Origin of the sequence: Pseudoalteromonas sp. 120-MNA-CIBAN-0494 (assembly GCF_040308885.1) — a bacterium.
Classification (GTDB): Bacteria; Pseudomonadota; Gammaproteobacteria; order Enterobacterales; family Alteromonadaceae; genus Pseudoalteromonas; species Pseudoalteromonas nigrifaciens.
This window is the reverse complement of sequence record NZ_JBEOOE010000005.1, coordinates 83,774-95,777: the sequence shown is the minus strand read 5'-3', so window position 1 is coordinate 95,777 and position 12,004 is coordinate 83,774. Positions and strand designations below refer to the sequence as shown.

The following is a 12,004-nucleotide window of genomic DNA, read 5'->3' as shown; positions in this document are numbered from 1 at the left end:
ATAAAATGAAAAACACCAACCCGCTAAGCCCATTGCAACATATGGTTAAAAAACCTAAACGCCTAGAAACTCGGCTAATTATTTGGGTAACCGGTTTATGTGTATTACAAGCATTGTTGTTTGGCGCGTTGGTGTATCAGCTTACGGCGCAAAGCTTACATAGTCACATTGGCGACAAAGCATTGGCCGTTGCCAGCAGTATAGCCTCACGCGTTGATGTTATAAAAGCACTGCAAAATCCAAAAGATTTATTGGCTATTAACGAGGAAGTAGAAGAAATAAGGCAACTCACTGGAGCCGACTTTATTGTTATTGGCGATGAAAATGCATTGCGTATTGTGCATCCTGATGAAAAGAAAATTGGCAAGCGTATGGTGGGTGGCGATAGCCAAGCTGCATTAAAGGGTGAGCGCTATATTTCGCTTGCCCGTGGCAGTTTAGGAGAGTCAATTCGCGGTAAGGTGCCTGTTTATTCGAATAATAACCAAATAATAGGCTTGGTATCGGTCGGGTTTTTAGTACAGTCAATTGACCCTCTTATACGTTCTCGCAGTATTGAGATTTTAATTTGGGGCTTAGTGGTGGTGGGCTTAAGTATTGTGGTGGCTATTTATATTGGTCAGCGGGTGCGAAATGCTATTTTTGGTTTACAGCCAGATGAGATTGCGCGGTTGTTTTCAGAACAAAATGCTATTTTAAATACGGTGCGTAACGGTATAATTGCGCTCGACCCCGAGGGGAATGTACGTAAGTTGAATCAACGTGCTTGCGAAATTTTAGATAAACCTCTTGCTTATACTCACCAACCCCTCACGCTTGCTGATTTACTTCCTGAGCATGCTGAATTTTTGCTGCGTAACCAGTCACGTGAAATAGTAGGGTTTGAACTATTTGCCGCCGATAAACGAATAATATTATCGCGCTTTGCTTTGCAGGTACAAGGCCAAGCTGATGGCATTTTACTTAGTATGCGCCCCTCTGATGAACTCGAATATTTAAGCCAACAACTTACTAAAGTGCAAGCGTTTGCGGAGCTGTTAAGAGTGCAAACTCATGACTATTCAAATAAGCTCAATTTAATTGGGGCGTTAGTGCAAATGGGCAAAAATGAGCAAGCGATTGAAATTATAGGTCAAGAAAGCCAAGGATCGCAGGCGCAAATACATAACTTGTTAGAGCGAATACAAGATCCTGTGCTTGCAGGTTTGTTAGTTGGTAAATACCATAAAGCAAGAGAGTTAAATGTGGTGTTAACGCTTAACCCTGATAGCTTGCTTGGTGATGAAATAACTCGCAAAGATATTTTAGAGCGGGTGGTATCTATTTTAGGTAACCTAATCGACAACGCGATTGATGCGGCCATTCGAGCATCAGATACTCGTGCTGCTAAAGTGCGGGTAACGGTTGATGAAACCAGCAAAACGCTACTTTTTGATGTAGAAGATAGCGGTTTTGGTTTAGGACCTGATCATAATGTGATATTTACCCCACAATACAGCTCTAAGTCGGGGGCGGAACATGGAATTGGTTTGTATTTAGTTAAAACTAATTTAGATTCGTGCGGTGGGAGTTTAGAAATAGGTGAATCAGATCTACTGGGTGCGCGCCTCAGTGTTTATATCCCCAAATAATAAGAGTAATAAAACATGACGTACTCAGTAGTGATAGTGGAAGATGAAGTAGAGGTTGCGCAGTTATTAGCACAATATTTACTGCTACCCAATGGTGTTGCAGGAAACAACACACCCAAGCAAAGTCTCAGGCAAGGGCAGTATCAGGTAGTGGGCATTGCCGGTAACTTAGCTACGGCAAAGGCTTTGTTGCAGGCAGTTAATCCAGATTTAGTGTTACTTGATATTCATTTGCCCGACGGTAACGGCTTAGACTTATTGAGTGATTTGCGCCGCTTAAACATAAAAAGCGAAGTGATGTTGCTCACAGCGGCAAAAGAAGTGGAAATACTCGAAAAAGCAATGCAGTTAGGCGCCAGTGACTTTTTAGTAAAACCACTCATGTTAAGTAGGTTAGATCAAGCTCTGGCACGTTTTGAAGCTCGCCAACAATGCTTTTCGGCTGCTGTTGAGGTGACGCAGTCTATGGTTGATACCCTATTTGGTTCAAAAGAGCGTGTTAGTACCACAACACGCTTACCCAAAGGAGTCGACTCGCTTACCTTAAAAAAAATAATAACTGCATTTAATGAACATAAAGAAACAGCATTTACAGCTCAGCAAATGGGGGATTTAGTGGGTGTAAGCCGATCTACTGCTCGCCGATATCTAGAATACATGCTTGAAGCGGGGCAGGTTAGAGCTGATCAAAGCTATGGTAGTATTGGTCGTCCAGAGCGTTGCTATAAAATATGCCAATAAAATAAAGAGTACTGAGTAAGGTAAGGCCTCATTAGGTAAATAGATCGCTCGCTCGCACTACAAAAAATAGCTATTTCAAAGGATGGATCATTTTTTTTATATAATTGGCTGCATTTTAAGCGACTTCTATGGTGATGTTCGCTTTAAGTGATGTTATACTCTGGCCGAATAATTTTTCGACTTTATTAAGAGTAAACTAATGGCAGATTTATCGAAGTACAGAAACATTGGTATTTTCGCGCACGTTGATGCGGGTAAAACTACCACCACTGAGCGTATACTAAAGCTTACTGGTCAAATCCACAAAAGTGGTGACACGCACGATGGCACATCAGTTACAGATTTCATGGATCAAGAGTCTGAGCGCGGTATTACTATTCAGTCTGCGGCTGTAAGCTGTTTCTGGAAAGATCACCGTTTTAACGTTATCGATACTCCTGGACACGTTGACTTCACTGTTGAAGTTTACCGTTCACTTAAAGTATTAGATGGCGGCATCGGTGTATTCTGTGGCTCTGGTGGTGTTGAACCACAATCAGAAACTAACTGGCGTTATGCGAATGAGTCAGGTGTAGCACGTGTTATTTTCGTAAACAAATTAGACCGTATGGGTGCTGATTTCTTCCGTGTAACTAATCAAGTACAAAAAGTACTTGGTGCAACTCCATTAATCATGACTTTACCAATCGGTAGAGAAGATGAGTTTGTTGGTGTTGTTGACGTTCTAACCAAGCAAGCATATGTTTGGGATGCGACTGGTCTTCCAGAGAACTACACTATTGAAGACGTTCCTGCAGACATGGTTGACCAAGTTGAGGAATACCATGAGTTACTTATCGAAACTGCTGTTGAGCAAGACGATGAGCTACTAGAAACGTACATGGAAGGTGTAATCCCTTCAATTGAAGATGTGAAGCGTTGTATTCGTAAAGGTACTCGTGACCTTGCTTTCTTCCCAACATACTGTGGCTCAGCATACAAAAACAAAGGTATGCAGCTTATTCTTGACGCAGTTGTTGATTACTTACCATCTCCTACAGAAGTTGATCCTCAACCTCTTATGGATGAAGAAGGTAATGAAAACGGCGAATTCGCTATCGTATCTACAGACCTACCATTTAAAGCGTTAGCATTCAAAATAATGGATGACCGTTTTGGTGCGTTAACATTCGTACGTATTTACTCAGGTAAACTAAACAAGGGTGACACTATCCTTAATGCGTTTACTGGTAAAACTGAGCGTGTTGGCCGTATGGTTGAGATGCAAGCAGATGACCGTAATGAATTAGCTAGCGCACAAGCTGGTGACATCATTGCTATCGTAGGCATGAAAAACGTGCAAACTGGTCACACATTATGTGATCCTAAGCACCCAGTAACACTTGAGCCAATGGTATTCCCAACTCCAGTAATCTCGATTGCTGTACAGCCTAAAGATAAAGGCGGTAATGAGAAAATGGGTGTTGCTATCGGTAAAATGGTTGCAGAAGATCCATCTTTCCAAGTTGAGACTGATGAAGATTCAGGCGAAACTATTCTTAAAGGAATGGGCGAGCTTCACTTAGATATCAAAGTAGATATCCTTAAGCGTACTTACGGTGTAGACCTTATTGTTGGTCAACCACAGGTTGCTTACCGTGAAACTATCACTAAAGAAATTGAAGATAGCTACACGCATAAGAAACAGTCTGGTGGTTCTGGTCAGTTCGGTAAAATTGATTACCGTATTAAGCCAGGCGAAGTTGCTTCTGGTTTCACGTTTAAATCATCTGTTGTTGGTGGTAACGTACCTAAAGAATTCTGGCCTGCAGTTGAGAAAGGCTTTAAGTCAATGATGGGCACTGGTGTTCTAGCTGGCTTCCCAGTACTTGACGTTGAAGTTGAGCTTTTTGATGGTGGCTTCCACGCAGTGGATTCATCAGCAATCGCGTTCGAAATCGCTGCTAAAGGTGCTTTCCGTCAATCTATCCCTAAAGCGGGTGCACAACTTCTTGAGCCAATCATGAAAGTTGACGTGTTCACGCCGGAAGATCATGTAGGTGACGTAATCGGTGACCTTAACCGTCGTCGTGGTATGATGAAAGACCAAGAGCCTGGTTTAACTGGCGTTCGCATTAAAGTAGACGTACCGTTATCAGAAATGTTCGGTTACATCGGTTCATTACGTACAATGACATCAGGTCGTGGTCAGTTCTCTATGGAGTTCTCACATTACGCACCATGTCCTAATAACGTTGCTGAAGCTGTAATCGCTGCAGAAAAAGAGAAAAAAGCTGCTAAGTAATTAGCACCTTAACTCTTTAAAAAAACCCGCACATGTTGCGGGTTTTTTATTGCCCATAATTTATTGCATAAAGCGCACTGTTAATTACCTAATGGTATAAAAGTTACAAATAATTAAAATAAAAAATTAGTAAAACATATTTATAAACAACTAGTTGACATTGTTTTTGTCATTACTAAATAAGTAGTAGTAACAATTGAAATAGGCTCAGTGCTGATGTAGGATTCGCGAGAGCAAGCCTCAACTGAGGATAGATTGCATATGTGGAAGTCTCCAAGTGGGATATTGATTATATTTATTTTTATATAAGACGTTTACGAACATGATTAAGTTAGTGCCTAATTGGTCTCTACAACTGTTTAAATATATTACTGTTATAGGCTTATTTCTTTTAATACCTATATTTTCCACCGTTACTTTTAGAGTGGCGATAATCGTGTTGATACCAACACTACTCACATTTTTTATTGTTAGTAAGATGAACTTACAGCTATTACATTGCTACAAGCCTGGCATATGTTATAAACGAATATTTGGTGAGCGTTATATTAGTAGAGAAGAGATAAAATCTATTTCCTTTAAGTCATTTTTTATTAATACTATTTTTAAAGTATCTCTATTAAATGGTAGAAGTATATATTTTTACAATTGGAGATTAGATGAGAAAACTCGTACTGCCATTTATAAATTATACAGTGATAAAGTAATTGGTTAATTATCTATAATTACGAGCTTGCTTTGTTTTGTAAATATAACCTAATCTAGTAATAAAAAAGGAGCTATTTGTAGCTCCTTTTTTATTTTAAAGTGTGGCGCTAGCTAAGCTTTTTAATTAGCTTTTCTTTTAGCGCTTTCATCTTTGGCGAGCGTGACTTATTAAAGCTTTGTATTGGCATGGTAACCAAGTGCTCTTTTGGCAATGCGGGTATAGTTAAAGGGTATTGCCCTGCGGTGGGTACCGAAACCTCTTTAAGGTGCACTTTAAGTGCCTCTAGCATGGTATCGTTATCTACTTCACTAGGGCAGATAAATATACCTAGCTTTCTGAGTTTAACCCCCAGTTTTATACTGCTTGAATAACGCACTATAGGTGCAGCTAGTACTAAACCTAGTAATATAGGTGATAGCCACCAAAAAAATACCGGCGTGAAGTAATACGCTGTGCTACCCCAAGCAATAGCGACCAAAGTAGAAAATAACGTATAACTAAACGCTTCTTTCCATGGCACCATACGGCCTTCTCGTGGTTGAGCATCCCACTTAACTTTTTTTCCTAAAAACACACAAACAACAAAATAAGCATGAAACACCATCATTAATGGAGCCATGACAATAGCAAAAACTGTTTCTATAATTGCGCCTAACGTAAGCTTAATAGCACCACCGAAGCGGTTTTTTCTGTGCACCAAGGTTACGATTATACCCATTAGTTTTGGTAGCAATAAAATAACAATAGTAAGATAGAGCAGAGCATCAATTAAATCGGTTTTAGCTATTTGCCAAGTAGGGAACAATTGATAAGCGCGGTTAAAATAAACGTCGCTATTTAAAGCACGTGTTACGGCATCAACCGTACTTAACGCGAGCATAAGTAACCATATTAATGACGAAATATAAGCGGTAGCGCCAAGTAAAAAGTGAAATTTGCTCATCAGCTTTAACTTTGGTGACGGGAGTAATCCAATGTGTTGAATATTACCCTGTACCCAACGTCTGTCGCGCACGGCATAATCTAAAATATTACTTGGGACTTCTTCATAGCTGCCTTCAATATCTGCAAGTAGTAATACTTCCCAATTTGCACTGTGTAGTAATGATGCTTCTACAAAGTCATGGCTGAGTATTTCACCACCAAAAGGAGCATTGCCTTTAAGTGTGGGTAAACCACAGCAGTCAATAAATGCGCTTACTCTAATTATGGCATTATGGCCCCAGTAGTTTGCTTTATCGGTTTGCCAAAATGCCGATCCTGTTGCCAGCATAGGGCTATAAAGTACCGAAGCAAACTGTAAAAAACGACCAAAAAAGGTATCTTGGCGTACCGGAATAGGAATGGTTTGAATAAGTCCTACTTGCGGGTTGTTAATCATGCTTGCCGTTAGCTCTAGCATGCATTTACCTGTCATAACGCTGTCGGCATCAAGCACAATCATATGATCGTACTGGCTTCCCCAGCGCTCACAAAAGTCGGTTAAATTACCTACTTTACGGTGTTTATTATCTTCGCGGCGACGATAAAACAACTGCTTTGATGTCTCGCCTAGGCGCTCACACAAAGCATGCCAAGCACTTAGTTCATTTTTAGCTATTGTTGGATCTTGTGTATCACTGAGTAAATAAAAATCAAAGTTGGCTAATTCCCCAGTCTCTTTTAATGACTGTAAGCTCACTTCAAAGCCTGCAATAACGCGGTGTGTATCTTCGTTATAAATAGGCATTACTATGGCAGTTTTTTGCTGAGAAAATGCCTGACTATCAAGCTTTATAGGTTTTATGCGCCTAAGGGTAAGCGGATCAATACGCAGTAACTGCAGTACAAACCCTATAGTACCACTACAAAATGCGGTAACAATCCATGCAAAGGTAATTGAAAATAATGCCAGCAAAGCATATTCAAGTGGTGTCATACCATTTGAGTTTAAAATTTCAAACATAATAGAGATGCCATACGCAGATATACCAATTGCGGCAATGGCAAATAACCAAATACGAAGTGCCTTAAAGGGCATAGATATTTTGGTGGTTTGTTTACTTGATGTCATTTGGATACCAAACATAACTCCATACCTCGCTAATTTCTTTATCATGCAGCTTTAACGATAAGCGCATGTCTACAGGTTTACCGTTTTGTGGAGCTATTTTAAAAGCAACTCGCCAGCCTAATGAATCAGGTAATTTTTGCACAGTTACATCTCTAACCTCACCCGTTGTTAATTGGATGTCGGCATTTAAATTTAACTTTTCTGAAAGCTTATTTATATCAGGCCCAGCAAAATCAACCGTAAATTGGCGATGGCTTTTAGGTGGCGGATTATCTTCACCCGGTAATGCCGCGCTACCAATGCGAGTGCGAACTGCGCGTGCCTTATCATGCTGAGTTAAGTAAGCATTAAAGGTGGTCATTTTATAGCTTAGCTTTAACGAATCGCCTGCTTTAAATGGTTTTTCAGGTACCCAGTAGCTCACTATGTTGTCGTTTGTTTCTGTATCTGTCGGTATTTCTACCAGCTCTACTCGACCATTTCCCCAGTCACCTTCAGGCTCTATCCACAGGCTAGGGCGGTTGTGATAATGCGCTTCAATATCAAAGTAATTATTAAATTCACGATCACGTTGCGCTAAGCCAAATCCCTTAGGGTTCTCGTATGAAAAAGAGGTTACGCTAAGTTGCGACGGATTATTAAGCGGACGCCAAATCCAGTTGTTATCCTGAGATTGGGTTAACAGTCCGTCTGAGTCATGCACTTCTGGGCGGTAATCGTCAAAAAACTTAGTGCTGTTTTCGCCGTGATAAAACATGCTTGTTAGTGGTGCTACGCCTAATTTTTTCACGTCTTTACGGGCAAAAATTTGCATATCTACTTTAACGCTGGTGTTGGTGGTAGGGTCAATACTAAACTTATAAGCGCCGGCAACCGATGGGCTATCAAGCAGTGCAAAAATGATAATGTTAGTTTGTTCTGGCTGTGGTTTTACTAGCCAAAACTCTTTAAACACAGGAAACTCCTCACCAGACGCTTCAGCAGTATCAATTGCTAACCCTCGCGCCGATAGGCCATACACTTGATTAGGCCCAACAACTCTAAAATAAGAAGCACCTTGAAACACCATTACTTCATCTTTGTACTCAGTGGTATTAATTGGGTAATGCAGCCTAAATCCAGCATGGCCTAATTGTTTATTGGCAACACTCTTGGCTATTTCATCTTTTAAAGGTGCTGCAGTACCATCGTACTGATAAAAGTCAGTACTAAACGGCAAACGGCTAAGTTTAGAATCGCTATCAACTGTATTAATTGTTACTGGTGTTTTATATAAAAAGCCGGGGTGAAACAACTGTAGCTCGTAAAGACCTTCACCTTTCCACATTGACTTGTCTTGTTTAAAACGAATAGAGCGATAATCTTGATACTCAATATTATTTAGCGCATCTAGCTCGATGTTTTTAGGGGCAATATACTCCTCACTCGCTAATTTTTGAGCGCGGGCGCTGATCACATCAAATAAACTGTCTTGCGGGATGGCAACGTCAAGCGTGGCGGAAAATGCTTGCTGAGCTGAAAAAACAAGAAACAAGCTAAGTAATGGTACTGAGGCTTTTTTCCATGTTGATATTAGGTGAATTGGTGCTTTCATTTTCGTTCCTTTATAAAAACATGACTTATTTTTACAGTTAAGATTAATATCGATTTATTAATTTGTTTCATTGGTACTTTTAATAATAAACGTATAAAAAGGCTCAAGTATGCTTTGTTGTTTACAGGCTAAATACGAGAGTGAGTAGATTTAGTACGGATAGTACACAAAGTTTACTGAAGCTTGTCTGAATTACATTTGTGTAAAAAGAGAAAAGCCGCAACAGCGGCTTTTTAACAATTATAGTGTTGGCTTTTAGCTTTTAAACCTGCGAAATAAAGTAAGAGGTACCAAAAAAATAGTTAACCAAAATAATGAGCCAGAGTCATCGTCATCATTTTGAGCCTCATCACTATTAACATTTATAGTAACTGTTTGCTCTAATGATATATTGTCAGCACTATCCTGGGCTTGCACAACTAAAGTAATAAGACTTTGTTGTTCATAATCAAGTTCAGCAGTCACCACGATCTGACCCTGGTTGTTAATAGTTACGCTATTGCTACCCGACACAATAAATTTAACAACGGGAGAGTCATTAGCATTTGGATCGCTAAACGCTAACTGGCCAATCACAGTACCAACAGGGCTATTTTCATTAACAATAAATGTCTGGTTAGCTGCTATAACTGGGGTTTGCTCCTCAGGTGTTAAAATAACCTCAGATTTTATATCAACAATTATTGGATCGTGATCTGATGCACGATATGGGCCTGCTGCGTATAAGCTTGATTGTTGAGCATCACTTTTAAACTCGACATTGTAATCGAGTAAAGTGGGCTCATCGGCATTAATATGCCAATCATTCGTTGCAACTATTTTGCTTAATAATGATGGGCTTACTAAGGCATAATCTAAGCTACCCGCACGTCCAGAAAAACTATAAGAGTAGCCAAGGGTATTACCATCAAGCTCTGCAACTGCATTTTTATAGCCATTGTCGGCAAATGCACGAATAGGATCTTCCATGGCATAGGCATTTAAATCACCAATAAGAATAATATCCTCATCATCAATACCGGTTGGCTTGCTATTAAGCCAGCTTGCGTATGCATTAGCGCCGGCAACGCGTGTTTCATTCCAACATGCTTGGCCATCACTTTTATCTTGGTTTGCTCCTGTTGCGCTACTGCAACCACCTTTTGATTTAAGGTGCGCTACTGCAGCGGTAAATACCTCATCTGTTGCTAATACTTTAAAGCTTTGTGCAATTGGTGGGCGGTTTCCAAAGTCAAACGGAGGTTGTGTGGTGATTGCTGCACTACCTACTTCTACTACTCTATTTACACGATAGATTAAGGCTGTGGTAATTGCATCACTACCAATTTTATCAAGGCCAAAATTAACAAATGCATACTGGTTAGCTGTGTCAAAGTCGTTAAGCGCATTTACTAAGCTAGCAATTGCACTAAACTCACCAAAGCCATCGTTTTCTATTTCCATTAAGCCAATAACATCGGCTTGTATTGCACTAATAGCACTAACAATTTTAGCTTCTTGACGAATAAACTCAGCTTCACTATCGGCACCACGACTAGTGGGGAATCCGGCCCCCTGACCATCGCCATTAAAATAATTAAGAACGTTAAAGCTAGCTACCCTTAGATCCGCATCTACGTGAAGTTCGGGAGCATTTTTACGTGCATTGGTAGTGATAAACTGCGGTGTTATGGTAGGGTGAATGCGATAAGTATCAAAGCTATATGCAAGCACCCCAGTTACAGTGTTAACGGTATCGCCAGTGCGTAGCGTATTTTCGGCAGATAAACCCGGTATAGGGTAAATTGGCTCAATATTTTGTAAAGTTGAGCCATCGTCTAAAAGAATTCTTTTAGTTAAGTTATTCGCTTCAAGTGTGTTGGCGGCATCACCGGGCAGGGCAACTTGTGTACCTTGATACAAACGCTCGGTTGCCAGCTCTATTTCACCATAGCGTCCTAAACCAAAGTTATTAGTCACTATTAATGGCTGCTCTAGTGTAATAAGCATGCCTTCAAATGCTTCTAAATCTGTTGTATTTGTAACTGGGAGTGAGATTTTAGTTGCTGATACAGTTAAACCCGAATTGCAAACGGCCACTTGGGTAACGCTACCAATTTGAGTGGCATTGAAATACTCTTCAACACTGCCTTGTACACGCACATGGTCGCCTACACTCACATTTGCTGCTGCAAAATAAACAAAGATGCCTTCAGAGGTTAGTGGGTTAGTATCGTCATCAACAGGTAAAGAGCTAATAAAAAAGCCTTTTAACTGATTGTCACCTTGGAAGTTGGCCGTTACAACCCCTTCTAACTCTACTGTAGTATTAACCAATGGGCTGGCAGCACCAGTACCTTGAATGGCGTTAATGGTTGTTTTATCGTTGCCACATATCAGTGGTTCAAGTGGCTCTGGTTCAGGTTCAGGTGTTGTGCCGATACCAAAAAAACCTAGCCCTGAAAAGTCGTTTTTATCAAATTGTAGCCATTCGTCACTTGGGTTAAAAGTGGAGTCAGGGGTTGCCCGACCAATAAGAATATTTTCCTTACGGCGTAGCGTTTTATCTTTTGTAGTTACGCCCCCGGCAGACCAAATTTCTTTTACCCCACGCTGCCCAAAACTGTCAATAACATTAGAGCCTTGCATTAGTACTAATGCGTCGTCACCATTAAAGTTAACTGCACCACTAAATAGCTGAGCTTTTAATTTAAGCTCATCATTTGCTCTAGAGTCTGAAGTGACAATAACATAGGTACTGTTTGCAGCAAGCAACCCCGTAAGCTCTTCAGTTACACTGGCTGATCCAGAGCCATTTGAATACAAGCTAAGTGAGTAGCCATTTAAAGAAACCTCTGCGGATGATGTGTTATAAATCTCAATAGCTTTATTAAAGCCACTTCCCTCAACATATTCAGAAATTATCAGTTCGGCAGAGGCTGATGCACTAATGCTTGCAATAATAAGCGCTAATGGGGTTATTTTTGTTTTAAACATTGGTCATTATTCCCGT

At 40.3% G+C, this 12,004-nt stretch carries 6 protein-coding genes; 3 read left to right on the top strand and 3 right to left on the bottom strand.

What is annotated here, in order from left to right:
* The first annotated feature begins 5 nt into the window (after positions 1 to 5).
* The 3 genes from AAEY55_RS05795 (at position 6) to fusA (ending at position 4,656) form a co-directional block, all read left to right on the top strand.
* Positions 6 to 1,631: a sensor histidine kinase gene (locus tag AAEY55_RS05795; RefSeq protein WP_350550455.1), complete on the top strand. Its 1,626-nt coding sequence runs from the start codon at positions 6 to 8 to the stop codon at positions 1,629 to 1,631.
* Positions 1,632 to 1,646: 15 nt separating this feature from the next.
* Positions 1,647 to 2,372: a response regulator gene (locus AAEY55_RS05790; protein ID WP_182684150.1), complete on the top strand. Its 726-nt coding sequence runs from the start codon at positions 1,647 to 1,649 to the stop codon at positions 2,370 to 2,372.
* A 199-nt stretch (positions 2,373 to 2,571) separates the two neighbouring features.
* A complete protein-coding gene (fusA, locus tag AAEY55_RS05785) occupies positions 2,572 to 4,656 on the top strand; it encodes an elongation factor G (RefSeq protein WP_011329565.1) in 2,085 nt (694 codons plus the stop codon).
* A gap of 815 nt (positions 4,657 to 5,471) precedes the next feature.
* Here fusA and mdoH read toward each other — a convergent pair.
* From mdoH to AAEY55_RS05770, 3 genes are all read right to left on the bottom strand, one after another.
* The gene (gene mdoH, locus AAEY55_RS05780; RefSeq protein ID WP_350550452.1) at positions 5,472 to 7,433 is read right to left on the bottom strand and encodes a glucans biosynthesis glucosyltransferase MdoH; all 1,962 of its coding nucleotides are present in this window, start codon (positions 7,431 to 7,433) and stop codon (positions 5,472 to 5,474) included.
* Positions 7,405 to 9,012: a glucan biosynthesis protein G gene (locus AAEY55_RS05775; RefSeq protein WP_089368882.1), complete on the bottom strand. Its 1,608-nt coding sequence runs from the start codon at positions 9,010 to 9,012 to the stop codon at positions 7,405 to 7,407. The genes mdoH and AAEY55_RS05775 overlap by 29 nt, the downstream gene beginning before the upstream one ends.
* Before the next feature lie 255 nt (positions 9,013 to 9,267).
* Positions 9,268 to 11,988 carry an ExeM/NucH family extracellular endonuclease gene (locus AAEY55_RS05770; RefSeq protein ID WP_089368881.1) on the bottom strand — a complete coding sequence of 907 codons (2,721 nt, stop codon included), beginning with the start codon at positions 11,986 to 11,988 and terminating at the stop codon, positions 9,268 to 9,270.
* Between the last annotated feature and the right edge of the window lie 16 nt (positions 11,989 to 12,004).